We start from the raw sequence: 24,281 nt of genomic DNA, 5'->3' as shown, positions 1-24,281 counted from the left end.
CGCGTGAGCGCCCGTAGGGCCGGTTCCCCTCTCACCGGCCCGCCGGCACCCGATCGTGCCCGCGGCCCGGATCCCGGATGACCCGAGAAGGACACCAGGTGATCACTCCTGCCCTGCCCACTTCGCGCGAAGACAGCGCCGCCGGCGACAAACCGGTCTCCACCGACGAGTCGATCACCGCGTGGGCCCTTGCGGCCCGCGGCGGCGACCCCCGTGCCGTGGAGCGTTTCGTGCGCGCGTTGCACCGCGACGTCCTGCGCTACGTCGCCCATCTGTGCGCCGACCCCCAGGCCGTGGACGACCTGGCCCAGGACACCTTCCTGCGCGCGCTCGGCAGCCTCCACCGCTTCGAGGGCCGTTCCTCGGCACGCGCCTGGCTGCTGTCCATCGCCCGCCGCGCCGTCATCGACAGCTACCGGTACGCGGCCGCCCGGCCCCGGCTGTCCGACGTCCCGGACTGGCAGACGGCCGTGGAACTGGCCCAGCCGCGCGACCTGCCCGGCTTCGACGAGGGCATCGCCCTGCTGGACCTGCTGGCCGCACTGCCGGACGAGCGTCGCGAGGCGTTCGTCCTCACCCAGTTGGCCGGGCTGCCGTACGCGGAGGCGGCCGCGGCGAGCGGCTGTCCGGTGGGCACCGTGCGCTCCCGCGTGGCGCGGGCCCGCGCCACGCTGATGGATCTGCTGGACGAGGGGGGCACCTCCCGCGCCCTTGAGGCAGTGGGGAAGGACGCGCCGGCCGTCGCGCCCGCCGTCGTGGCGGCCTGAGACCGGAGTGAGGGTGTCGGCGCCTGCCGGCACCCTCGCCTTCGTCGGTCTCCATCGAGCGGGAACTCCAGGCACGTTCGCCCCGACTACTGGACCGGGCGACGGACGTTCGCCCGAGTACCAAGTGGACCTGGAGACATTCGATGCGTGTGCGTGTGTGGGGCGGTACCGCGGCCCTCGTGCTCGGCGGCCTGCTGACGGCGGGCTGCGGCGGCGGGAAGGGCAAGGCGGACGAGAGCGCGGGGAAGGCCGCCTCCGGCGGCTATCCGGTGTCGGTCACCGACTGCACGGGCGCCCGGACGACGTTCTCCGCCGCACCGAAGCGGATCGTCACCAGCAACGCCTCCGCCCTGGCGCTGCTGCTCCGCCTCGGCGCGGGGGACCGCGTGATCGGCACCGGCTTCCCGCCCGGCAAGGGCACCCTGCCCCGCGACCTCGACGCGAAGGCGCGGAAGGTCGAGGTGCTCAGCGAGAGCGTCATCCCCAAGGAGAAGCTCCTCGGCTCCGGCGCCGATCTGTACCTGGACACCTTCGCCTCCATGGGGAGCATGGGCGGCGGGGGCATGGGAGACGCGCCGACCGAGGAGGAGTTCCAGGCGGCCGGGATCAAGCACATCCACCTGAAGTCCACGGCCTGCGCGGCCGGGAGCGAGGGCCCGGTCACCGACCTGTCGACGGTCGAGGCCGAAATCACCTCCCTCGGTGCGGTCACCGGCACGAGTGCCAAGGCCGAGGAACTCGTCGCCGGGATGCGGCAGAAGGTGGACGCCGTCCGCAAGGCGGTCCGGGGTACGGCCAAGAGCGCGCGGCCGACGTACTTCTTCTTCGACTACGACGCCGGCACCAAGCAGCCCACCGTCACCTGCAACCGCCAGATCGCCAGCGCGGTGATCACCCTGGCCGGCGCCCGGAACGTCTTCGCCGACTGCGACGGCGACTTCAAGCAGGTCGGCTGGGAGGACGTGATCGCCCGGAACCCGGACTGGATCCAGCTCGGGGTGCGCGACCGGGGCAGCGACGCGGCCGACGAGAAGGCGTTCGACGAGGCTGAGAGGTGGCTGAAGTCCACCCCGGCCACCAAGGGGCTGAAGGCGGTGCAGGAGGGTCACTTCGTGCGCGTCGGCTCGGAGCGGACCACCATCGCCGGGGTCGAGAACGCCGACACCGTCGAGGCGATCGCCCGGACCCTCCACCCCGGGAAGGTCCGCTGAAGGTGCTGTCCACACCGACCGCGTCCCGCCGTACGAGGACGGAGACGCGGACTCTTCCCGTGGCGCCGCTCGCACTGGTCCTGGGCGGGGCGCTGCTGGCCGCGCTGACCACGGCCGTCGCCTGGGGCTCGACCTCCGTCGCGCCGGGCGAGGTGTGGAGCGTGGTGTGGCGCCGGCTGTCCGGTGAGGCGCCGCGGCCGGGCACCGACGACCTCATCGTGTGGCAACTACGCGTGCCGCGCGTCCTGTTGGCGGCGCTCGTCGGCGCCGGCCTCGGTCTCGTCGGTACGGCGGTGCAGGCCCTGGTGCGCAACCCGCTGGCCGACCCGTACCTGCTCGGCATCTCCAACGGCGCCTCGCTCGGCGCGGTCGCCGCGCTCGTGCTCGGACTCGGTGCGGGCGGGGCGCTGGGCCTCGGTCTGTCCGGCGCGGCCTTCGCCGGAGCGCTGGCCACCTTCGCCCTCGTCTGGGCGGTGGCCCGGCGCGGCGGCGGCTTCGCACCGCTCAGGCTGGTGCTGGCCGGGGTGGCGGTCGGTCAGTTCCTGTCCGGCTTCACCAGTTACCTGGTGCTGCAGGCCGGGGACGAGCAGCAGACGCACAGTGTCCTGTTCTGGCTCATGGGCAGCCTCAGCGGCGCGAGTTGGCAGCTGCTCGCCGTGCCCGCGGTCACCGTGCCGATCGCCCTGCTGTGGCTGCAGGCCCGCGCCCGGGGGCTGAACGCCCTGCTGATGGGCGACGAGACGGCCGCCGGACTCGGCATCGACGTCGGGCGTCTGCGCCGCGAGCTGTTCACGGTGACCAGCGTGCTGACCGGTGTGCTGGTCGCGGTCTCCGGTGCGATCGCCTTCGTCGCGCTGATGGTGCCGCACGTGTGCCGCCTGCTCGTCGGCGGCGACCACCGGCGCCTGCTGCCCGTCTCCGCGCTGTGCGGTGCCCTGCTGCTGGTCGTGGTCGACGTCGTCTGCCGTACGGCCATGGACACGCAGGAGCTGCCGGTCGGCGTGGTGACCTCGCTGCTCGGCGCTCCGGCCCTCTTGTACCTGCTGGACCGGCGCCTGGGGAGCGGCAGTTGAGGATAGACATCGAGGACCTGAACGTCGCCTACGCCGGGCGCACGGTCGTGGCCGGTGCCCGGCTCATCGCCGGCCAGGGCGAGATCACCGGCCTGGTCGGCCCGAACGGCAGCGGCAAGTCGACGCTTCTGCGCACCGTCTACCGGCACCTGAGACCCGTCGCCGGGCGCGTGCTGCTGGCCGGCACCGATCTGCGCGACCTGACCCCCGTCGAGTCGGCCCGGCACATCGCGGCCCTCCCGCAGGAGCGCGGCACTGACTTCGAGCTGAGCGTGCGCGAGGTCGTCGCCATGGGCCGTACGCCCTACAAGCGCGCCTTCGCCGGGGAGGACGCCGCCGACCGGGACATCGTCCTGCGGGCGCTGGCCGACGTCGGCATGGCGGAGCACGCCGGACGCCGGTTCACGGCCCTGTCCGGCGGCGAGCGTCAACGGGTGCTGCTGGCCCGCGCGTTCGCCCAGGACCCGGACGTGCTGGTCCTGGACGAGCCGACCAACCATCTGGACATCCGGCACCAGGTCGAACTGCTCGCCCTGCTGCGCGCCCGGCGTCGTACGACCCTGGTGTCGCTGCACGACCTCAACGCGGCCGCCTCCGTGTGCGACCGGCTGCACGTGCTGCACGCCGGAGCCGTGGTCGCCTCGGGGCTGCCGCGCGACGTCCTGACCCCGGCGCTGATGGCCGAGGTGTTCGGCGTACGGGCGGCCGTCGTCGACCACCCCCTCACCGGCGACCCGCTGATCGCCTTCGACCACCGGGCCGGGAACTCGCAGGCCGTTCGCCCCGACTTGTGGGACGAGGCCGCAGACCGGCGGTCCACGTACGAAGGGGAGGGGCGGAGGGGTGACACACCAGGGGCCCGGCTCGGAACAACCCGGTGACATACCCGGCGGTGCGGACCGCTGGCGGCTGGTGGGGCTTGCGGGCCTGCTGTCGTTCGTCGCGATGCTCGACATGAACATCGTCAACGTGGCCCTCGCGGACATCGCCGACGGCCTGCGGGTGTCCTCGGCGACCGCCCAGTGGGCCGTACTGGGATACCAACTCCCCGTGGTGGCACTGCTGTTGCCCGCCGGGCGATGCCTGGACGGGGTGGGCCTGCGCCCGGCCGTGCTGACCGCCACCGCGGGCTTCGGCCTGTGCAGCGCGCTCGCGGCCCTCGCGCCCTGGGCGGTCTGGCTGATCGCCGCCCGCCTCGCCCAGGGCGCCTTCGCCGCCGCGCTGTTCGTCCTGATGCCGGTCCTCGCGATCCGCTCCGTACGACCCGAGGCCCGCGGCCGGGCGATGAGCGTGCCCGCGACCCTGGGCCCGCTGGGCGCGGTCACCGGACCGGCCGTGGGCGGTCTGCTGCTGGACCACTTCGGCTGGCACTCCGTGTTCCTGGTGAAGCTCCCGTTCTGCGCGCTCGCACTGGTGGTGGCGTGGCGCGCGCTGCCGCGCGACGGATGCCTGCGCCTGCCCGGCCGACGCGAGTCGGCGGACGCGCTCCTGGTCGCGGGCGGTGTGGCCGTGCTCCTGCTCGCGCTGACCCTGGCTGCGGACACCCCGGCGTGGCTGCTGCTCGCGCTCGCCGCCGTACCGCCGGTGTGGTGGTGGCTGCGCGGCCCCGGTGGCCGTCCGGTGGCCGGCGTGCTGCGGGCCTCGGCGCTGCTGCGGCCGCACGGCGCCGTGCTGGCCCTCGCTACCGGTTTCGCCGCCCTGCACTATGTCGTCGCCCTGCACCTGCAGCGCGACGACGGTGTCAGCGCCACGGCCACCGGCCTCACGGTCCTCGCCTTCCCGCTCGCCATGGGCCTGGCCGGACCGCTCGGCGGGCGCCTGGCAGATCGGTACGGTGCCCGGCCGGTGGCCGTGACCGGAGCCGTTCTCACCGCGTCCGGACTGCTGTTGTGCGTACCGTTGGGCGACGGCTGGTCGCCGGTGGACGTGGCCTGGCGGCTGGCCCTGGCCGGCCTCGGTATGGGCCTGAACGGCGGACCGGCCCAGGCCCTGGTCATGGGCGCCGCCCCGCCGGACCGGACGGCCACCGTCGGATCCACGGTGCAGCTCGCCCGATGCCTCGGCTTCGCCCTCGGCCCCGCGCTGGCCACCACCGCCTGGTCCCTGGCCGGCACCCGGTCCGGGCTGTACCTGGCAGCCGTCGCCGCCTGCCTCGCCGTACCGCTGCTCGCCGCGCCCGGCCGGCGACCCGCCACCGTCCCCGAGAAGGCCACCGACCCCGTTTCCCCCTGACCAGGAGCCGTTCCCATGCTCGCTCGGCCTGATCGGCGGCCTGCCGCCGTCCGCGAGAAGTCCGCCGACCCCGTCTCTCCCTGCCTGGCCGGCGCCTGGCCACCGTCCCGGTGAAGGCCACCGATCCGTTTGCCCCTGACCAGGAGCCGACCCGTGCTGGCTCGGCCTGACTGGCGCCCCGCCGCCGTCCCCGAGAAGTCCACTGACCTCGTTTCCCCTGACCAGGAGCCGCCCCATGCGCGCCCTGCCCGGCCGGCGCCCGGCCACCGTCCGCGTGAAGTCCACTGACCCCGTCTCTCCCTGACCGAGGAGCCGTTCCTCTGCTCGCCCTGCCTGGCCGGCGCTCGGCCATCGTCCCCGAGAAGTCCACTGACCTCGTTTCCCCTGACCAGGAGCCGCCCCATGCGCGCCCTGCCCGGCCGGCGCCCGGCCACCGTCCCCGAGAAGACCACCGCCCCCATCTCCCCCTGACCCAGGAGCCGTTGCCCATGTGCGGAATCACCGGCTGGGTGTCGTTCCACAGCGACGCCCGCACGCAGACCCCGGTCATCGAGGCCATGACTGCCACCCTCGCCCCGCGCGGCCCCGACGCCGGAGGTGTCTGGCTCGGTGAGCGGGTCGCGATCGGCCACCGGCGACTGGCCGTGATCGACCTCGAAGGTGGCGTACAGCCGATGACCGACCGGCCCGACGAGCCGGCGATCGTGATCAGTTACAGCGGCGAGGTCTACAACCACCATCAGCTGCGGGCTGAGTTGCGCCGCCGAGGGCATGTCTTCCGCACCCGCAGCGACACCGAGGTGGTGCTGCGCGCCTACGCCGAATGGGGCGAGGCGGTGGCCGAGCACTTGGAGGGCATGTTCGCGTTCGCCGTGTGGGACGAGCGCGAGCAGCGGCTGCTGCTGGTGCGGGACCGGCTCGGTGTCAAGCCGCTCTATTGGGCCGCCGTCGACGGTGGCCTGGCCTTCGCCTCCGAGCCGAAGGCCCTCTTCGCCCACCCGGAGATACGGCCCCGGGTCGACGCGGACGGGCTGCGGGAGGCGTACAGCCTGCTGTTCAACACCGGGCCGACGGTGTGGTCCGGGGTACGGGAGGTCGAGCCCGGGGGGCTGCTCGTCCTGGACCGGGACGGGATCCGCGAGCGCCGCTACTGGCAGCTGGAGGCCGCGCCCCACACCGACGACCGGGACACGACCGTCGAGCGGGTCCGCGAGCTGGTCGGCGCCGCCGCGCACAGCCAGCTGGAGGCCGACGTCCCGCTGTGCAGCCTGCTCTCCGGAGGGCTCGACTCCACCGTCCTGACCGCCCTGCTCGCCGGTGAACTCCGGTCGCGGCAGGGGCCGGAAGCCCGGATTCGCTCCTACGCGGTCGACTACAGCGACCAGGCCGTCGAGTTCACCGGCGACATCCTGCGCACCGGCCACGACACCCCGTACGCCGTCGAAGCGGGTGCCTTCATCGGCACCGACCACAGCACCGTCGTCCTCGACCCGCGCTCCCTCCTCGACCCCGCGCACCGGACGGCGGTCGTCGTCGCCCGGGACTCGCCGATCGGGGTCGGCGACATGGACACCTCGCTGTATCTGCTGTTCGGCGAGATACGACAGCACTCCACCGTCGCTGTGTCCGGCGAGGCCGCCGACGAGGTCTTCGGCGGCTACCCCTGGTTCCACAGTCCCAGGGCGCTGGCCGCCGGCACCTTTCCCTGGCTGCTGGTGACGGGCGACGAGGCCGCGATGCCGCTCAACCCCGAACTCGACCTGCGCATCGCCGAGTTCCGCGACGACAGCTACCGCACCGCGCTGGCCGCCGTACCCCACCTGGACGGCGAGACCCCCGCCGAGCACCGGCAGCGCGAGCTGCAGCATCTGTCCCTGACCCGCTGGCTGCGCCAACTCCTGCACCGCAAAGACCGGTTGAGCATGGCCCAGGGCCTGGAGGTGCGGGTGCCGTACTGCGACCACCGGCTCGTCGAGTACGCCTTCACCACACCGTGGGCCCTGAAGAGCCACGACGGCAGGGAGAAGAGCCTGCTGCGCGCCGCGGGAGCAGGACTCGCCCCGGACTCGGTGCTCCACCGCCCCAAGAACCACTACCCGGCCACCCACCACCCCGACTACAACCGCGGCCTGCAGCAGCTCGCCCGCGACGCCCTCGCCGCCGAGCAGGTCCGCGCCCTCACCGACGAGACCCGCCTCAAGCCCTGCCTGGACACACCGCCCGACCGGCTGGAGTGGGGCCACCGGCTGCGCCTCGAACGCGTCGTCGACCTCGCCCTCTGGCTGGACCACCACCGCCCCGAACTCGCCCTCTGAGGAACCCCCCATGACGACACTGCCCGATCCGGTCCCGCTGATGGGCTGCCCCTACAAGACCAACCCCTACCCCCTCTACGAGCGGATGCGCGAGGCCGGCCCGGTCCACCGCGTCCTCTTCCCCAGCGGCGTACAGGCCTGGCTGGTGACCGGCTACGACGCCGCCCACTCCGCCCTCGGCGACGACCGGCTCGGCAAGAACCACGACCGCGGCAACGACCGCTGGCGCGCCCGCGCCTCGATCATGCCCGAGCCGCAGCACTCCCGGCTCCAGGTCCATCTCCTCCACCAGGACCCGCCCGAGCACACCCGCATGCGGCGCATCGTCACCGACGCCTTCACTCCACGCCGCATCGAGAGCCTGCGCCCCCGGTTCCAGCAACTGGCCGACGCGCTCGTCGCCGCGCTGCCCGAGACCGGCCCCGCAGACCTCGTCAGCGGCTTCGCCGCACCCTTCCCCTTCCAGGTCCTCGCCGAAGTCATCGGCCTCCCGAAGGAGTTGGCGAACCGCTTCGACCGCGACTGGGGCAAGGTCGTCCAGCCGGTCGGGCCCACCGACCCCGGGCGGCCCGCGTACGAGGCCCGGCTGCACGGCCTGCAGAGGTACATCGCCGACGTCGTGGCCCACAAGCGCGACCACCAGGACGACGACCTGCTCAGCCGCCTCGTCGTGGCCCGGGACCGGGGCGAACTGTCCCAGGAGGAGCTGGACTCCATGATCTTCCAGCTCCTGGTGGCCGGCCAGGAACCGGTCACCAACCAGATCACCACCGCCCTGATCGCCCTCTTCCGCCACCCGGACCAGCTCGCCCGCCTGCGCGACACCACGGACCTGCTGCCCCGCGCGGTCGAGGAACTCCTGCGCCACGACAGCGCCTTCGAGCTGACCACCTGGCGCTTCTTCGACCGGGACAGCGACCTGCACGGCACCACGATCCCGGCCGGCGACTCCGTGATCGTCTCCCTGTGCGCCGCCAACCGCGACCCGCGCCGCTTCCCCGCCTCCGACACCCTCGACCTCGACCGCAGCCCCAACCCCCACCTCGCCTTCGGCCACGGCATCCACTTCTGCCCCGGCGCCGCCCTCGCCCGCGCCGAACTACAGATCGCCCTCGGCACGCTGCTCGCCCGGCTGCCCGGCCTGCACCTCGCCGTCGCCGACGAGGACCTCGCCTGGATCCCGGCCGTCCTCGGCCGCGGCACCCACCACCTGCCCGTCGGCTACGACCGACGCCGCTGACCGAGCCCTCCCCTCCCAAGGAGCGACATGCTGCTGACGACCGCCCCGCCCACGCGCATCAGCACCGACATCCTGAACCTGCTGCTGCCCTACCACCGCACCACCGACCGCGCCCCCGCCCCCGCCGAGGCGTTCGCGCACCAGCGGCGCCGGATCGCCGGCTTCGTACGCGACGGCGCACCCGTCGAGTTCACCCTGCCCGGCTTCCCCTGCAAGTCACCCAACCCGGCCAAGGTCCTCGGCCACCTGCCCGACCAGGCGGAGCGGCTGTCCCTGCGCTTCCTGAACACCCTGTGCACCGAGATCGAGCGGATCCACCCGCCCGGCGCCCGGGTGATCATCTGTTCCGACGGCCATGTCTTCGGCGATCTCGTCCGGGTGCCCGACCGGCACATCGACGCCTACGCCGACGAACTGCGCACCCTCATCCACGACTTGGCCCTCGACAGACTGTCGGTCTTCGACCTCCGGGACGTCTACGGCCCTCTTCCGCACGACGTGAAGCGCGCCCGTGTGCAGGACCGGTACGCCCCGACGGTCGAGGCCCTGCGCGCCCTGGTCCGGTCCGACGACGCCACCCGCGCCCTCTACCGCGGCATCACCCGCTTCCTCGTCGAGGACACCGCCGACTTCCCCGGCACCCGCTCCGCCCTCCAACGGGAGTGCCGTCAGCGGGCCTACGGCGTCATCCGGCGCAGCCGCGCCTGGGGCGCCCTCATCGCCGAGCACCACCCCCATGCCGTCCGGCTGTCCATCCACCCCCAGCCCGTCGGCGATGCCAAGTTCGGCATCCGCCTCCTCGATGCCCCGGACGCCTGGACCACCCCATGGCACTCGGCCGCCCTCCGCCGCACCGACGGCACCTGGACGCTCATGCCCCGCGAGCGGGCCGCCCGGCTGGGCCGTCTGGTCGACCACGACGACAGACCGAGCCATTTCGAGCAGCGCTGATCGAACGTTCCGTACCGTGGGGATCATGACCGGCGAGAGAGATCTGCAGAAGCTGCTGAGCGGGATGCGTCCGGAGCTGAATCCGGGCCGCTACGTGTTCACCACCGTCGAGGGCGGTGTGCCCTCCGGCATCACCCCTGTGGTCACGGTCGCCGAGCAGGAGGGCCTGACCCTGGTGGCGCGGCTCGACGAGGCGGACGCGGCGGGACTGGGGTACGACTACGTGGCCGCCTGGATCACCTTGCGCGTCCACTCGGCCCTTGAGGCGGTGGGGCTGACGGCCGCTGTTGCGCGGGAACTCGCCGACGCCGGCCTGAGCTGCAACGTGGTCGCCGGGTTCCACCACGACCACCTCTTCGTGCCGTACGAGCATGCCCACCAGGCGGTGGCCGTCCTGGAGAGTCTGGCCCGTCGCTTCGCCTGATCAGAAGGACGTGCGTCACCAGGTGACCGGCAGAGTCCTCGGCCCGCGGATGAGCCCCTCGCGCTGGAACTCGACCTCGTCGGCGGGTACGGCGAGCCGGACACCGGGGAAGCGGTCGAGCACGGCCTTGATCATGACCTCGGCCTCCATACGGGCCATCAGGGCCGCCAGGCAGAAGTGGGAGCCGTGCCCGAAGGCCAGGTGGCCGGCACCGTCCCGGTCGAAGTCCAGTACGTCCGGTTCGGGGAAGACCGAGGGATCGCGGTTCGCGGCGACATAGGCGTTGTACACGGCTTCGCCCCTGCGGATGAGGTGGCCGCCGATCTCCACGTCCTCGGTGGCGATGCGGGGAATCCCGACGCCGTTGCGGTGCGGGACGAAGCGGTACAGCTCCTCCACGGCCTTGGGCAGCAGTTCGGGAGTGCTGCGCAGCCGGTCGAGCTGCTCCGGATGGGTCAGCAGCGCGTACATCATCGAGCCGCTGTTGTTGCGCACCGCGTGACCGCCGCTGACGTAGACGGCCATGGCCAGCGAGATCGCCTCCTCGTCGGTGATCTCACCGGCCTGGGCGGCGTGAGCCAGCACTCCTGCCAGGTCGTCGCGGGGTTCGGCGCGGCGGCGTTCGAGCAGGTCGACCACGCGGCCGCGCGTGGTCCGGCGCGCCGCCTGATGGCGTTCGCTGCCGTCCGGTGCCTTGGCCAGGAGCGCTTCGGAGTTGCCGGCCCACTCGTGCCAGTCGTCCTCGTCCGTGCCGAGGAAGAAGCAGACGACGGCGATCGGGAAGGGCGTGTGCAGATGCTCCATCAGATCGCCCGGAGGGCCGGCCTGTTCCATCCCGTCGAGCATCCGGTGGGCGGTGCGCTCCGCCGGCGGGCGCAGCCTGGCCATGCCCTTGCCGGTGAACGCCCTGGCCACGACCCTGCGCAGCCGGGTGTGCCGGGGCGGGTCGATGTACTGCAGGCCCGCCGTCTGCGAGGCCACGGCCTGCGGCGTCATGCTGGTCACCGACCTGCCGACGACCTCCTCACGGGAGAAGCGCGGATCGGACGTGACGAAGCGGACGTCCTCGTACCGCGTGACGAGCCAGGCGTGTCCGGAGCCGTACGGCAGGCTGATCCGGGTGATCGGCTCGTCGCGGAGCACCTCGTCCAGGAAGGGATCCGGGTCCAGGGCCGGCAGGTCGTCGACGGCCCAGGGCCGCACCTGGGGAGGAGGCGACGCGGAAGCGGGGTCCAGTTCGAGGGTCATGCCGCATCACTCCCCTTCTCTGTCCCTCCCCGTAGCGTGCCGCAGGCACCGACGGCCCGCACGCCGGAGACGCTCGTCGCAGCATGTTGGTTGGGTCTACTGCGGACGCCACCGGAGTGTGGGCTCCCTCCATGGCCGACCCGGCGCAGCAAGCCAACGATGTGCGTCATGCGCCCCAGTCGACGAACCACTCTCCTGTCCGCCGCCCTGCTGGCGGCATCGGCGGTCACGCCCTCGGCCGCCGCCCGAGCCGACGACGGTTCCACCCGCCGGCGCCGGATCACGGTCCCCGGTGCCGAACGGCAGCTGGTCTCCCACCACGACGATCTGACGACCAGTGCCCTCACCGGCACGCCCTACACCGACCCGGCGGACTGGGCCGGACTCGCCGCCCAGGGCACCCACAACCCCTCCGGCGTGCCCGGATGGCAGATCGACGGCTACTTCCCCGGCTCCTCGCACCTGAACACCGCGCACGGCTGGAACCACGACGCCCAGTTCGTCATCCGGCTGCCCGAGCACTGGAACGGCAAGCTGGTCGTCACCGGCGCCCCCGGCGTGCGCAGGCAGTACTCGATGGACACCCTCGTCTCCGACTGGGTGCTGGCCCAGGGCTACGCCTTCGCCGCCACCGACAAGGGCAACTGCGGCCCGGACTTCTACACCGACGGCGTTCGTCCGGGCGACGCCGTCGCCGAGTGGAACCGGCGCACGACCCAGCTGACCCGGGCCGCCAGGGCCGTGGTGGCCCAGCACTACGGGCACGCCCCGCGCCGCACGTACATGACCGGGATCTCCAACAGCGGCTATCTCACCCGCTGGCAGCTGGAGAACCATCCCGAGCTGTACGACGGCGGCGTCGACTGGGAGGGCCCGCTGTGGCGGCCGCAGGGCTCGAATCTGCTCACCTTCCTGCCCACCGCCGTCGCCCGCCAACTGGGCCGGGCCGACGACGAGGACATGTACGCGGTCGGCTTCGCACGCGGGTCGGAGTTCCTGTGGCCGTACCACGAGAAGGTGTACTGGGGTCTGACCCAGAAGATCTACCGCGCCGAGTTCGACCCCGGCTACGACCCCGCCTGCCCCGGCGCCTCGGCCGGTACGACCCCCGAGGAGATCCTCGCCCCCTGCCCCTCGGACGCCGCGTACGACTACGCCGCACGACCCCGCCCCGTCCATGACGCCGTCGCCCGGATCTCGCTCACCGGCCGCATCGGCCGGCCGATGATCACGCTGCACGGAACCCTGGACGCGTTGCTGCCCATCGCCGTCCAGTCCGACGTCTACGCGCGGATGATCGCCGAGCAGGGCCGGTCCGGGCTGCACCGGTACTACCGGATCGAGGGCGGCACCCACGTCGACAGCCTCTACGACGCCTTCCCGGACCGGCTGCGGCCGATCCTGCCCTGCTACCGCGCCGCCTTCACCGCGCTGACGGCCTGGGTGGAGCGGGGTGAGGTGCCGCCGCCGAGCGGCACCGTGCCCCGGCCGCGCTCCGGCGATCCGGTCAACACCGGCTCACTCACCTGACCTTGGTCAGGCCAGGGTGCCGGCCTGGGCCAGGACCTCCCCGGCGATCGCGAGCGCCTCGGCGCGGTCCTCGGGGACGACGCCGATCCGGGTGCGCCGGTCCAGGAGGTCCGCCGCGTCGAGGGCGCCCTCGTGCCGGGCGGCCCACACGAGTTCGGCCCGGGTGACCGGATACCCCGGCAGCACCGGTTCGGCCAGGGCCGGATCCCGTTCCATGAGGGCGTGGACCGCCGGGGCCTCGGTGCCGTAGCGGCGGACCAGGCGGCGGGGCGCGGGTACGGCACGCAGCCGGTCCGGTGCGGTGGCGCCGACCAGCGGCAGGCCGGCGGTGGGGGAGGGGCGCACGGGCAGGCCACGGGCCTCGACCGCGGCGTCCACGGCGTCCTGCGCCATCCGGCGGTAGGTGGTGAGCTTCCCGCCCACGATGGTCGTCACCCCGTCGGGCGAGGTCAGCACCGCGTGCCGGCGGGAGATGTCGGAGGTACGGGCCGGTGCGTCACCCGGGCCGTCGTGCCCGCTGGTGTCCAGCAGGGGGCGCAGCCCGGCGAAGGCGCCGACGACCTCGTCCCGGCGTACCGGCGTGTCCAGTACGGACCCGAGCACGTCCAGCAGGAAGCCGATGTCGGTCTCGGGGACTTCCGGCACGTCGGGGATCGGGCCGTCGACCGGCTCGTCGGTGAGTCCGACGTAGACCCGGCCGTCCCCCTGGGGCAGCACCAGGACGAAGCGGTTGGTCTCGCCGGGGATCGGGAGGTGCAGGCCGGCCGGCAGGGCGCCGAGCCGCTCCGAGCGCAGCACCAGGTGGGTGCCGCGGGAGGGCCGGATCCGGATCCCCTCGACCAGGTCACCCGCCCACACACCGGTGGCGTTGATCACGGCGCGGGCGCGGATCTCGCCCTCCTCGCCGGTGAGTTCGTCGCGGATGCGGGCGCCGGTCCCGGTCGACTCCAGCACCCTGACCCGGGTCAGCACCCGGGCGCCCCGCGTGGCGGCGGTGCGCGCCAGCGCGGTCACCAGCCGGGCGTCGTCGGTGACCTTCCCGTCCCAGGACAGCAGCCCGCCGCGCAGGTCGGCCGCGCGCACCGAGGGCGCCAGGTGCCGGGCCTCCGTCGCCGACAGCCGGCGCGGGGCGGGCAGCACCTGCCGCGGGGTCCGGGCGGCCAGCCGCAGCATGTCGCCGGCCCGGAACCCGGCCCAGGCCAGCGAGGCCTGCGCCCGCGACACGAGCGGGGTCAGCGGCAGCACGAACGGCTGGGCGGCGACCAGGTGCGGGGCGGTGCGGGTCATCAGGACCCCGCGTTCGACCGCGCTCTCGTGGGCGACGTCGAACTGTGCGGAGGCCAGATAGCGCAGCCCGCCGTGGATGAGCTTGGAACTCCAGCGGGAGGTGCCGAAGGCCAGGTCGTGCGCGTCGACGGCGACGACGTCGAGACCGCGGGCGGCCGCGTCCAGGGCGGCTCCGGCCCCCGTGGCGCCGAGCCCGACGACCAGGACGTCGGCGACCCTGCCGTCGGTGGCCTCGGCCAGTTCCCGGGTCCGCCGACCCGCGCTGAGGGACGAGCCTCGTACGGCCTCGTTGTGGCTCATGGCGTCAGGGTCCTCTCCAGAAGGGTGCGCAGCTCGCCCAGCAGGGCGGCGGAGTCGAGGTCGGGATCGTCCTCGTCGGTCATCGTGCGCAGGGACAGGGCGAAGGACTGCACGATCAGCAGCAGGCCCCGGGCCTGCCGCTCGACGTGAGCGGTGCGTACCGATCCGTCGGCGTGACCCTCGCGCAGCGCGCCGGCCAGCAGTTCCAGCAGCGCCTCCTGGCTCGCCCCGCGCCGGTCGAGCACATAGGGGAGCAGCAGTTCGGGATCGACGTCGACGATCTTGCCGAAGAGCGGGTGGGCGCGGAACGCCTCCACCCCGGCCACCAGACCCGCCACCATCCGGCCGCGCGTGTCGGTGCCGGGAGCGGGCTCCGGTATCGCGCGGGTGGCCACGTCGATCCACTCTCGGGTCATCAGATCGCCCACCAGCGTGCGCAGGTCGGGCCAGCGCCGGTACAGCGTCATCCGCGAGACGCCGGCGCGGCGGGCCACGTCGGCGAGGGTGGTGCGGCGGACCCCGACGGCCAGCACACAGTCGCGCACCGCGTCGAGCACGTGATCGTTGCCAGAACTGTCTGCACCGTTGTGACGAATAGGCGTCATGTGTCACAGTGTAACGCCCTGGGGGCCGGGCGGAGACGCCGCCGCGCGAACCGAGCACACCGATCTGTGAGGACGACCCTTCGATGGACATGCTGTGGAACGGCTGGGGCGACCCGGCCAAGGCGGCACCGCTGCCCGACTCGGTGACCGGACTGCTGCGCGACCTGCTCGGCGTCAAACCGCGCACCACGCCGGCGCTCGCCCTGGAGGACATCGACCTGCCCGCGCCCACGGCCGACCCGGCTGCGCTGAAGGCACTCGCCCAGGCCGTCGGCGGCGAGGACCACGTCCGCACGGACGCCGAGAGCCGCATCCGGCACACCCGCGGCAAGTCCACCCCCGACCTCCTGCGGCTGCGCGCCGGCGACGTCTCCGACGTCCCGCAGGCCGTGGTCCTGCCCGCGACCCACGACGAAGTCCTCGCCGTACTGCGAGCCTGCGCCGCGCACGGCCTGGCCGTCGTCCCCTTCGGCGGCGGCACCTCCGTCGTCGGCGGACTCGCCCCCGAGCGGCGCGCCTTCATCGCCCTGGACCTGCGCCGCATGAACCAACTGCAGCACCTGGACCGGGTCTCCCGCACCGCCGTGCTCCAGCCCGGTCTGCGCGCCCCCGAGGCCGAGGCGCTGCTCAACGAAGAGGGCTTCACCCTCGGCCACTTCCCGCAGTCCTTCGAGTGGGCCACCATCGGCGGCTTCGCCGCCGCCCGCTCCAGCGGACAGGCCTCCGCCGGATACGGCCGCTTCGACGAGATGGTGCTCGGACTCACCCTCGCCACCCCCGAGGGAACCGTGGAGACCGGCCGCGCCCCCCGCTCCGCCGCGGGACCCGACCTGCGCCAGCTCATCCTCGGCTCCGAGGGCGCCTTCGGCGTCATCACCTCCGTTCTCGTACGGATCCGCCCGCTGCCCGAGGTACGCGTCTACGAGGGCTGGCGGTTCGCCTCCTTCGAGGAGGGAGCGGCGGCCCTGCGCCGGCTCGCCCAGGACGGACCCCGGCCGACCGTGCTGCGCCTGTCCGACGAGACCGAGACGCTGATCGGCCTCGCCCAGCCGGACGCCATCGGTGCCGGCCTGGAGAGCAACGCCGGATGCATGGCCATCACCGGCTACGAGGGCACGGCCGAGGACACGGCCCAGCGCCGTGAGCAGGCGGCGGCCGTCCTGCGGGACGCCGGCGGCACCCTGGTCGGAACCGAACCGGGCGAACGCTGGGCCCACGGCCGCTACTCCGCGCCCTACCTGCGCGACTCCCTGCTCGACGCGGGAGCCTTCGCCGAGACGCTGGAGACCGCGGCCTTCTGGTCCCGGATCCCCGACCTGTACGCGGCGGTCCGCACCGCCCTCACCGACACCCTCACCGAGGCCGGCACCCCGCCCCTGGTGATGTGCCACATCTCCCACGTGTACGAGAACGGCGCCTCCCTGTACTTCACGGTCGTCAGCGCCCAGGGCGAGGAGCCCGTCGCGCACTGGACGCGCGCCAAGCACGCCGCCAACGACGCCCTGCTCGCCGCCGGGGGCACCATCAGCCACCACCACGGGGTGGGCACCGACCACCGAGACTGGTATGTCAGGGAGACCGGACCCCTCGCCGTCGAGGCCCTGCGCGCCGTCAAGCGCCGCCTGGACCCCGAGGGACTCCTCAACCCGGGCGTCCTGCTGCCCACCGACTGATCCGCCCCCGCCCAGCCCGTCACTCTCGTCATCGCCCGGAGGCCCACCGATGCGACAGTTCACCGCCGTCGTCAACCCGACCGCGGGCGACTCGACCGGAGCGGCATCGCTGCTCCAACTGGCCCGACTGCTCCGCGAGGCCGGGGCCGAGCTGGAGACGGAGTACAGCCACAGCCTCGCCCACGCCCAGGACATCGCCCGGCAGGCCGGGGAGCGCGGCCGGGTGGTCCTGGCGGTCGGTGGCGACGGCATGGCCGGCGGCATCGGCGGAGCGCTCAGCGGCACGGGTACGGTCCTGGGCCTCGTACCCGCCGGGCGGGGCAACGACTTCGCCCGGGCGCTGAACCTGCCGTCCGACCCGGCCGCCCTCGCCGACATCCTCCTGCACGCCGAACCCAGCCATGTCGACACCATCGAGGTGGAGTCGGCCGTGCACCAGCGCACCGTGGTCCTCGGCAGCGTCTACGCCGGGGTCGACGCGCTGGCCAACCGCCACGCCAACGAGGCCCGGCTGCTGCGCGGGTCCGCCTCGTACTACGCGGGCGGCCTGCGCGCGGTGACCACCTGGCGGCCGGCGGACTACCGCGTCACCGTCGACGGCGAGGAACACGCCCATCGCGGCTACACCGTCGTGGCCGCCAACTCCCCCTACTACGGCTCCGGCCGGCTCATCGCCCCCGACGCCCGGGTCGACGACGGACTGCTGGACATCGTCATGATCCGCGAGGCGCCGCGCCGGCTGTTCTTCGCCCTCATGAACGAGCTGAAGACCGGCGGCCACGTCCACCGCCCCGAGGTACGGGTCCTGCGCGGAAAGGAGATCCGCATCGAGGTCACCCGGCCCGTCCCCTACGGAGCCGACGGCGAGGTGGAGGCCACGCTGCCTGTGACGGTGCGGGTACGGCCCGCGGACCTGCCGGTGCTCTGGCGCCCGGCCGCCGCGGACCGCCCCTGACCTCTCAGCGGTCGTGGGACAGGGCCAGCAGCTCGGCGAAGGTGCCGCCCGCGTGGACCAGGTCGTCGTAGGAGCCCTGCTCGGTGATGCGGCCGTCGTCCAGCACCACGATGTGGTCGGCGACCTTCGTGTTCTCCAGCCGGTGGGTGACCACCACCGTGATCCGGTCGGCGGCGATGGTCCTGATCCGCTCGAAGATGCCGTGCTCACCCCGGGGATCCATCTGTGAGGTGGGCTCGTCGAGGATCAGCAGCTCCGGCCGGCGGTACAGGGCACGGCTGCAGGCCAGCCGCTGCCACTGGCCGCCGGAGAGTTCCGCCCCGCCGAAGATCTCCCGGGCGAGGAGGGTGTCCAGGCCGGCCGGGAGGCTCTCCACCGCCACCCGCATGCCGACCGCGTCGACGGCGTCCCACACGGGTCCGTCGTCGTCGCTGCGGGGCTGGCCGAGCGTGATGTTCTCGCGGACCCGCAGCGGCCACTGCGCGAAGATCTGCGGCACCAGCCCGGTCCTCGCCCACACGGCCGCGGGGTCGGCGTGGGCGAGGTCCGTGCCGTTCCAGGTGACCTTGCCCTTGTCCGGCAGGTAGATCCCGGTGAGCAGCCGGGTCAGGGTGGACTTCCCCGAGCCGTTGACACCGACGATCGCGAGGATCGACCCCCTGCGCAGCGTGAGGGAGACGCCGTCCACAGCCGGTCTGTCCTTGCCGGGGTACTGGTACACCACCTCGTCGAGCCGGATCTCCTCGACCGGCCCGGCGACGGCGCGGTCACCCCGGCGCGGGGCGCGGGCCGCCGCGTCGTCCAGGAAGGCCTGCATGTCGCCGAGGTAGAGGCTGGTGTGGAAGACGGCGGCGCCGTTCACGACGACCTGCGACAGCGCGGCCAGGGTGGCCTGGACGGCGACGACCGCGGTGGCGGCGATCGCGAGTGCGATACGGCCGCTCACCGCGAGCCAGGCCAGCGCCGCCCAGGTGGTGACCAGGAAGCCCCCGCCGGCGAGTGAGGTGAGCAGCGCGATCCGCAGCGTGCGCGGGGCCGCGGCGAGGGTGCGCCGGTCGCACCGGTCGGACAGCGACCGGTACCAGAACACCAGGTAGTCCGTCATCGAGTTGGCGCGGACCTCGTCCCCGTACTTCGCGGTCGTCGCCCACCAGCGCATCATTCCGCGTGCGTTGCGGTCGGCCACGTTGGCGTAGTGGATCTCGTAGTCCACCCGGGCCGTCAGGAGGGCACCGATCCCCGCGGGCAGCACGGCGAGGAGGAGCAGCGGCAGCATCATCAGGTTCAGCACGGACAGGACACCGCTGGCGGTGATCATGCGGATGAGCGCGGACATGAACCGCTGGGCGTCGGCCACCATCACAATGGTGCGCATCACCCCCATCTCCGCCGCCTCCTGCCGGTCGGTGAAGCCGTCGACCGCGTAGGCCGCCGCCTCCACCCGGCACACCGCCTCCACCAGCGCACTGTCGGTCTCGGTCGTCAGCAGCGGCGTGATCCGGCGCTCGGCGTACGTCGCCACCGCGCCCGCACCCCGGGCGAGCGCGGCAGCGGCGGCCACGACCACCAGCGCCGGCACGGCCGCGCCCAGCCGTTCGCCGACCGGACCCGGCCCGAGGACGTACCCCATCGCCCGGGCCGTCGCGCCGAGTTGGACCGCCGCGGACACCCCCGTCACCACCTGGCAGCCGAGCAGCAACTGCACCGCACGCCGGTCGGTGCGCCACGACAGCCGTCCGATCCGGGCCAGTACCGCGGGAATCTGCCTGCACATCCGCCGGAAGGACACCTCGGCCAACGGGTTGACCGAGTACTGCCCGCTGTATCTGATCTCCGCCGGCGGTGGCGGAGGAGGTGGCGTGTCCTGTTGATCGCGTGTTTCGGCCGAGGTCAACGTGATCCCCCTGACGGTCGCTCCGGCTGGTCACGTGACTCAACGACCCGGCACCGATATCGAACACACGTATTTCAGCCGTGCTCAGAACCCCGGCACAGAGCCCACCATGGAGCGTGCCCGATGCACCGACCCTTGCCGCACAACAGGAGGCAGTGGGACCGGGGTTGGCCGAAACGCCGACCAGATTCAGTGCTCTGTGCCGAAGACTGCTGCCGCGTCGGTCACCGGGGGTGCGGCGGCAGAGTGGCCGTGGTCGACGCCTGCGGGTCCGGCGACACCGGGGAGGCAGGGGTGAAGCTCCGTGCCGGTGAACTTGGCTCCGGACGGGTCACCGAGGGTCGAGGCGTCGGCATCGTGGGTGCCGGCTGCCGTGGTGAAGGAGCTTCCGCTCAGGTCGTCCGGTGACGTCACGGGAAGGACCGGATGCCAGTTGCCGGCCCTGTCGGCCCAGACCCCGTCCCCCAGGTTCACCTGGCCGATCGGGTCGGGTGAGGCTGCGGAAGGCGGGGGAGGGCCCGTCTCGGCATCGCGGTGGGTGACAGGTGGCACGCCCGCGTCGAATCCCCGGCCCGCGTCGGGTGGAGCTTCGGGGAGAGAGGGCGTGGTTCCGGGCGGTGCGGTCGCGTCGTCTTCATCGGGCGCGCGCAGGTACCGCAGAATGTCCGCGCCGTTTCCGTGCTCTCGGGCTCCACGGAGAAGTCCACGACGCCCGGCTCAGGTTGAGGCGTGCACCCGGACGGCGGTGCCGGCGACCTGGCCACGAGCCCGGTACCGGAAACCCGCCGCGACCGGTGGCGGCCACTGGCACGCCAACGGCGGCGGCTGGGTCGATGACCGTGCCGATGTCGCGGCGTCCGTGTACGTCGGGCCGCGCGCGGCCGTCTTCGGCTCCCGGATCGAGGGTCTGTCATGGGTCGACTCCGGAGCCACGGGCCGACCTGTCCGGGAGCCTCGTCCTCGGCGGGGACGCCGAGAGTGACGTCAACCGTTGTACGGCGCTTTCACTGACCAGGAACTCGCGATCACCATCTGAGCCCTCGGTGACGAACCTCAACAGTGAGGTTCATGTCCCCACGTACTGCGGGCAGTTGTGGCGTTGTTCAGCCAAGGTCATCTCACTGAGGCCGGTGAAGTGTGGCTTGGCTCACATCATCCCGTCCACCCGTGATGATCACGGACTGGAATGCGCTTTCGATATGGGTTGCCTGTGTGGCAGGTGGGCCTGACGTGACGTTACTTCTATGGCCGATGCCGGCCGATGTGGGGGTGCACTCTCCGTGAGTCGTCGTACAGCGCATGCGTACAAACCGTTTAACCTCAAACGGCGGGCATGGCTGACCCTGGGTGCGGTCGTCCTGGGCGGCGGGGGAGTGGTCTCCTACGCGGTGGCCAGCCCCTCCCACGACTCGGGTGACGCCGGCCGGGCCAAGCGGCCGGTGAAGGTCTACGACCTCGCGCTGAAGGGCACCGCGAACGGCAGGCGGGAGCTGCCCCGCACCGACACCGAGCAGTTCTCGATGCTCGGTGTGTCCTGGACCGGCGCCGCCAAGCGGCTCGACGGCACGGCACAGGTGCGCACCCGTGACCGGGAGACCGGGGACTGGAGCGCATGGCGTGACCTCGAGGTGAACGTCGACCCGCTGGAGCGTCCCGACGCCGGTGTCCGCGGCTCCTCCGAGCCGCTGTGGGTCGGTTCCTCCGACGGCGTCCAGGCGCAGGTCGTCCACAAGGACGGCTCCACCGTCCCGCTGCCGAAGGGCCTGCAGGTCAACCTGGTCGATCCGGGCGTGGTGACCGACGCCGAGACCAAGTCCGGCGCCGGTGACGCCCATCCGGCCGCCTTCGCCACAGATACGGCGTCGCCCTCGGACAGTCCGACCGCGTCCGCCTCGGACAGCCCGACCGCGTCCGCCTCGGACAGCCTCACCGAGTCCCCCTCGGCGAGCCAGACCGAATCCCCCTCTGAGAGCCCGTCGGCCACCACGCCGACGGCGCCGCCGTCCACCGTGCCCGAACCGCCGATCACCTCCCGCGCCGGCTGGGGCGCCGACGAGTCGATCAGCCCCGACGCGCCGGAGTACAACGCGGACGTGAAGGCCGTCTTCGTCCACCACACGGACGGCAGCAACGACTACTCCTGCACCGACTCGGCGTCGATCGTGCGCGGCATCTACGCGTACCACGTGCAGGTCAGCGGCTGGAAGGACATCGGCTACAACTTCCTGGTCGACAAGTGCGGCACCGTCTTCGAGGGCCGCAAGGGCGGTGTCGACCTGCCGGTGCTCGGAGCCCACACCTACGGCTGGAACCGTGAGGCCGCGGGCATCGCGGTTCTCGGCGACTACACCACCACCGGCGCCACCAAGGCCGCGCTGGCCTCGATCGCCCGCGTGGCCGCCTGGAAGCTCGGCCAGTACGGCCTCGCCCCCGACGGGACGGCCCAGCTGACGGCCGGCGCCACCCAGACCAACTACTTCGCCACGAAGTTCACCGCGGGCAGCACGTACACCTTCCAGCGGATCTCCGGGCACCGCGACGGCTACAACACCCAGTGCCCGGGCAGCTCCCTCTACGCCCAGCTGCCCACCATCCGCTCCTGGGCGGCCGGCCCGGTGCAGGGCCTGAAGGTCACCTCGGTCGACAAGGCGGGCCTCTCCGGCTCGACCTACTACACCAAGGGCGCCGTCACGCTGCACTGGACGACCACCACGCCGGGCTCGCTCATCTCCAAGTTCGAGCTGCTGGTCGACGGCAAGCCCGCCGCCAGTGTGGCCGGTACCGCCACCTCGGCCGGCGCCACGCTGGCCGCGGGCACGCACACCGTCGCCGTCCGGGCCGTCCACCAGTCCGGAAAGTCCACGACCAGCGCCGCGCTGAAGGTCGTGGCCGAGACGACCGCGCCGACCTTCACCACCGCCCCGAAGCTCTCCCTGCGCACCGGCACGGTCAACACCGGCGCGGTCCCGGTCACCCTCGGCTGGAAGGCCGCCGACGAGACCGCACTGCGCCAGGTGAACCTGCTGTCCCCGACGACGGCCACCTTCGGCCCGACCACCACCAGCTCCAACCGCACGGCCGCGTCCGGCACCGCCGCCACCTGGTCGATGCGCGCCTACGACTACGCCGGCAACTACCGCACCTCCTCGCCCTCCTTCACCCCGGTGATCCTGCAGGAGACCTCCGCCACCAAGTCCGGCAGCTGGACGACCCGTTCGTCCACCAGCTACCTCGGCGGCAAGTCGTACTCCAGCGGCTCCAAGAGCGCCGCCCTCACCTGGACCTTCACCGGCCGCTCCGCCGCCTGGGTGGTCTCCCGCGCCTCCACCTCCGGGCAGGCGGACGTCTACGTGGACGGCACCAAAACCGCAACGATCGACCTGAAGTCCACCACCACCCAGTACCGCCAGGCCATCTGGACCAAGACCTGGTCCAGCAGCGCCACGCACACCGTCAGGATCGTCGTGGTCGGCACCAGCGGCCGTCCGACCGTCACCACGGACGGCCTGGTGTACATCAAGTAACCGCACACACAGTCCTCATCGAACAACCGCACACGCAGTCCTCGTCCGCCCAGGGGGAACCCTGGGCGGACCCCTACACTGGGTGCCCGCATGTGCGTGAACGGTGAAGCGGGCGGGGGCAGGAGAGGATTGTGGCGGAGAACGGCGGCTTCGAGGATCCGTCGGCCGAGGTGCTGGCGGCGGCGGCCGCGACGTTCGGGCTGCTCGCCTCGTCGGCCCGGCTGCACCTGATGTGGGCGCTGGCGCAGGGCGAGAGCGATGTGACGCACCTCGCCGACCGGGTGGGCGGTGCGCTGCCCGCGGTCAGCCAGCACCTGGCCAAGCTGAAGCTCGCCGGGCTCGTCAGCTCCCGCCGTGAGGGCCGCCGGCAGGTCTACTACATCGACGACCCCGACATCGTGACCGTCATGCGGGTGCTGGTCGGACCGCTCACCGCTCGCTCGCAGCACGCGTCCGCCTCCGTACGGCAGCTCCACGGGGCCGACGCCTGAGCCCACCGGGGCCCGCTCCTCGGTTCCATGAGATCCCTCACCTGTGAATTCCCACAGGATCCGTGCTGTTCGGGCCACGGGTTTGTTAGATTGCGCAATCACGCAATTCAGGCGGAGCCACCGCTTTCCGCCTGCCCGAACACCGCCGCGCTTGCCCGGCCGCACACCTGATGGCCCGGCCCGCCGAGCCCGACCGTTCATGGGAGTGGGTAGATGAGCGACCCCTGGGACGGCCCGGGCGGCCAGGCCACGCGCGACCGCAGCGCCCGGGTCCCCGGTCCCCGCACGGGCGAGCCCCACGGACCGCGCCCGGGCGGCCAGGCCGCCTCCCGCTCACGTGCCGGCAGTCGTTCGCGGCGCCGAGCCGGTGCAGGGCGCGGGAAGCGAGTGCTGAAGATCGCCGCGGTGTGCCTGTCGCTCCTGGTACTCGGCACGGCCGGTGTCGGTTGGTGGTTCTACCAGCACTTGAACGGCAACATCCGGAGTGTGTCGCTGGACGGCAAGGGTGGTACGGAGAAGGCCGATGCGTTCGGTCGTACGCCGATCAACATTCTGGTGATG

The 24,281-nt window shown here is 72.6% G+C and carries 19 protein-coding genes; 14 read left to right on the top strand and 5 right to left on the bottom strand.

Annotation, left to right across the window (positions count from 1 at the left end):
* The first annotated feature begins 98 nt into the window (after nucleotides 1–98).
* The 9 genes from ACFY3C_RS33500 (at nucleotide 99) to ACFY3C_RS33460 (ending at nucleotide 10,213) form a co-directional block, all read left to right on the top strand.
* A complete protein-coding gene (locus ACFY3C_RS33500) occupies nucleotides 99–767 on the top strand; it encodes a sigma-70 family RNA polymerase sigma factor (RefSeq protein ID WP_386578692.1) in 669 nt (222 codons plus the stop codon).
* A 143-nt stretch (nucleotides 768–910) separates the two neighbouring features.
* Nucleotides 911–1,978, top strand: a complete 1,068-nt coding sequence (locus ACFY3C_RS33495) for an ABC transporter substrate-binding protein (protein WP_390773457.1) — start codon at nucleotides 911–913, stop codon at nucleotides 1,976–1,978.
* A gap of 2 nt (nucleotides 1,979–1,980) precedes the next feature.
* A complete protein-coding gene (locus tag ACFY3C_RS33490) occupies nucleotides 1,981–3,051 on the top strand; it encodes a FecCD family ABC transporter permease (RefSeq protein ID WP_390773456.1) in 1,071 nt (356 codons plus the stop codon).
* Complete coding sequence (locus ACFY3C_RS33485) at nucleotides 3,048–3,932, top strand: ABC transporter ATP-binding protein (protein WP_386578689.1); 885 nt, start codon at nucleotides 3,048–3,050, stop codon at nucleotides 3,930–3,932. Before ACFY3C_RS33490 ends, ACFY3C_RS33485 begins: the two co-directional genes overlap by 4 nt.
* The gene (locus ACFY3C_RS33480; protein ID WP_386578688.1) at nucleotides 3,895–5,283 is read left to right on the top strand and encodes an MFS transporter; all 1,389 of its coding nucleotides are present in this window, start codon (nucleotides 3,895–3,897) and stop codon (nucleotides 5,281–5,283) included. The genes ACFY3C_RS33485 and ACFY3C_RS33480 overlap by 38 nt, the downstream gene beginning before the upstream one ends.
* A 488-nt stretch (nucleotides 5,284–5,771) precedes the next feature.
* Nucleotides 5,772–7,598 carry an asparagine synthase (glutamine-hydrolyzing) gene (asnB, locus tag ACFY3C_RS33475; RefSeq protein WP_390773455.1) on the top strand — a complete coding sequence of 609 codons (1,827 nt, stop codon included), beginning with the start codon at nucleotides 5,772–5,774 and terminating at the stop codon, nucleotides 7,596–7,598.
* Between the two features lie 10 nt (nucleotides 7,599–7,608).
* Nucleotides 7,609–8,838, top strand: coding sequence for a cytochrome P450 (locus tag ACFY3C_RS33470; protein WP_390773454.1), 1,230 nt, complete (start codon nucleotides 7,609–7,611; stop codon nucleotides 8,836–8,838).
* 27 nt (nucleotides 8,839–8,865) lie between these two features.
* A complete protein-coding gene (locus tag ACFY3C_RS33465; RefSeq protein ID WP_390773453.1) occupies nucleotides 8,866–9,789 on the top strand; it encodes an L-tyrosine/L-tryptophan isonitrile synthase family protein in 924 nt (307 codons plus the stop codon).
* Between the two features lie 25 nt (nucleotides 9,790–9,814).
* Entirely contained in the window at nucleotides 9,815–10,213 is a 399-nt protein-coding gene (locus tag ACFY3C_RS33460) for an ACT domain-containing protein (protein WP_386578684.1), read from the top strand.
* A gap of 15 nt (nucleotides 10,214–10,228) precedes the next feature.
* Here the strand turns inward: ACFY3C_RS33460 and ACFY3C_RS33455 are convergent, their stop codons facing one another.
* The gene (locus ACFY3C_RS33455; RefSeq protein ID WP_390773452.1) at nucleotides 10,229–11,461 is read right to left on the bottom strand and encodes a cytochrome P450; all 1,233 of its coding nucleotides are present in this window, start codon (nucleotides 11,459–11,461) and stop codon (nucleotides 10,229–10,231) included.
* Between the two features lie 168 nt (nucleotides 11,462–11,629).
* On the opposite strand from ACFY3C_RS33455, the gene ACFY3C_RS33450 reads away from it, so the two are divergent.
* On the top strand, nucleotides 11,630–12,991 hold the full coding sequence (locus ACFY3C_RS33450; protein WP_390773451.1) for a tannase/feruloyl esterase family alpha/beta hydrolase: 1,362 nt from the start codon (nucleotides 11,630–11,632) through the stop codon (nucleotides 12,989–12,991).
* A gap of 6 nt (nucleotides 12,992–12,997) precedes the next feature.
* Here ACFY3C_RS33450 and ACFY3C_RS33445 read toward each other — a convergent pair whose 3' ends face one another.
* A complete protein-coding gene (locus ACFY3C_RS33445; protein ID WP_386578680.1) occupies nucleotides 12,998–14,578 on the bottom strand; it encodes a glycerol-3-phosphate dehydrogenase/oxidase in 1,581 nt (526 codons plus the stop codon).
* Nucleotides 14,575–15,183 carry a TetR/AcrR family transcriptional regulator gene (locus ACFY3C_RS33440; protein ID WP_386578679.1) on the bottom strand — a complete coding sequence of 203 codons (609 nt, stop codon included), beginning with the start codon at nucleotides 15,181–15,183 and terminating at the stop codon, nucleotides 14,575–14,577. The genes ACFY3C_RS33445 and ACFY3C_RS33440 overlap by 4 nt, the downstream gene beginning before the upstream one ends.
* Nucleotides 15,184–15,266: 83 nt before the next feature.
* On the opposite strand from ACFY3C_RS33440, the gene ACFY3C_RS33435 reads away from it, so the two are divergent.
* On the top strand, nucleotides 15,267–16,856 hold the full coding sequence (locus ACFY3C_RS33435; protein WP_390773450.1) for an FAD-binding oxidoreductase: 1,590 nt from the start codon (nucleotides 15,267–15,269) through the stop codon (nucleotides 16,854–16,856).
* Nucleotides 16,857–16,905: 49 nt separating this feature from the next.
* Entirely contained in the window at nucleotides 16,906–17,811 is a 906-nt protein-coding gene (locus ACFY3C_RS33430; protein WP_390773449.1) for a YegS/Rv2252/BmrU family lipid kinase, read from the top strand.
* A gap of 4 nt (nucleotides 17,812–17,815) precedes the next feature.
* Here the strand turns inward: ACFY3C_RS33430 and ACFY3C_RS33425 are convergent, their stop codons facing one another.
* Both ACFY3C_RS33425 and ACFY3C_RS33420 read right to left on the bottom strand, forming a co-directional pair.
* Nucleotides 17,816–19,705, bottom strand: a complete 1,890-nt coding sequence (locus ACFY3C_RS33425) for an ATP-binding cassette domain-containing protein (protein ID WP_390773448.1) — start codon at nucleotides 19,703–19,705, stop codon at nucleotides 17,816–17,818.
* A gap of 189 nt (nucleotides 19,706–19,894) precedes the next feature.
* Nucleotides 19,895–20,119 (bottom strand): hypothetical protein, encoded by a 225-nt coding sequence (locus ACFY3C_RS33420; protein ID WP_390773447.1) that lies wholly within the window; start codon nucleotides 20,117–20,119, stop codon nucleotides 19,895–19,897.
* Between the two features lie 866 nt (nucleotides 20,120–20,985).
* On the opposite strand from ACFY3C_RS33420, the gene ACFY3C_RS33415 reads away from it, so the two are divergent.
* Both ACFY3C_RS33415 and ACFY3C_RS33410 read left to right on the top strand, forming a co-directional pair.
* Nucleotides 20,986–23,229 (top strand): N-acetylmuramoyl-L-alanine amidase, encoded by a 2,244-nt coding sequence (locus ACFY3C_RS33415; protein ID WP_390773446.1) that lies wholly within the window; start codon nucleotides 20,986–20,988, stop codon nucleotides 23,227–23,229.
* 128 nt (nucleotides 23,230–23,357) lie between these two features.
* Entirely contained in the window at nucleotides 23,358–23,720 is a 363-nt protein-coding gene (locus ACFY3C_RS33410; RefSeq protein ID WP_390773594.1) for an ArsR/SmtB family transcription factor, read from the top strand.
* Nucleotides 23,721–24,281: the final 561 nt, after the last annotated feature.

The organism is Streptomyces sp. NPDC001410, assembly GCF_042895235.1.
Lineage (GTDB): Bacteria > Actinomycetota > Actinomycetes > Streptomycetales > Streptomycetaceae > Streptomyces.
The sequence above is the reverse complement of the archived record's forward strand: the minus strand, read 5'-3'. Positions and strand labels throughout refer to the sequence as shown.

Coding starts and splice junctions, on each gene's coding strand:
- ACFY3C_RS33495 (WP_390773457.1), top strand. CDS start 911: ATGCGTGTGCGTGTGTGGGGCGGTACCGCGGCCCTCGTGCTCGGCGGC.
- asnB (WP_390773455.1), top strand. CDS start 5,772: ATGTGCGGAATCACCGGCTGGGTGTCGTTCCACAGCGACGCCCGCACG.
- ACFY3C_RS33470 (WP_390773454.1), top strand. CDS start 7,609: ATGACGACACTGCCCGATCCGGTCCCGCTGATGGGCTGCCCCTACAAG.
- ACFY3C_RS33465 (WP_390773453.1), top strand. CDS start 8,866: ATGCTGCTGACGACCGCCCCGCCCACGCGCATCAGCACCGACATCCTG.
- ACFY3C_RS33460 (WP_386578684.1), top strand. CDS start 9,815: ATGACCGGCGAGAGAGATCTGCAGAAGCTGCTGAGCGGGATGCGTCCG.
- ACFY3C_RS33455 (WP_390773452.1), bottom strand. CDS start 11,461: ATGACCCTCGAACTGGACCCCGCTTCCGCGTCGCCTCCTCCCCAGGTG.
- ACFY3C_RS33450 (WP_390773451.1), top strand. CDS start 11,630: ATGCGCCCCAGTCGACGAACCACTCTCCTGTCCGCCGCCCTGCTGGCG.
- ACFY3C_RS33445 (WP_386578680.1), bottom strand. CDS start 14,578: ATGAGCCACAACGAGGCCGTACGAGGCTCGTCCCTCAGCGCGGGTCGG.
- ACFY3C_RS33440 (WP_386578679.1), bottom strand. CDS start 15,183: ATGACGCCTATTCGTCACAACGGTGCAGACAGTTCTGGCAACGATCAC.
- ACFY3C_RS33435 (WP_390773450.1), top strand. CDS start 15,267: ATGGACATGCTGTGGAACGGCTGGGGCGACCCGGCCAAGGCGGCACCG.
- ACFY3C_RS33430 (WP_390773449.1), top strand. CDS start 16,906: ATGCGACAGTTCACCGCCGTCGTCAACCCGACCGCGGGCGACTCGACC.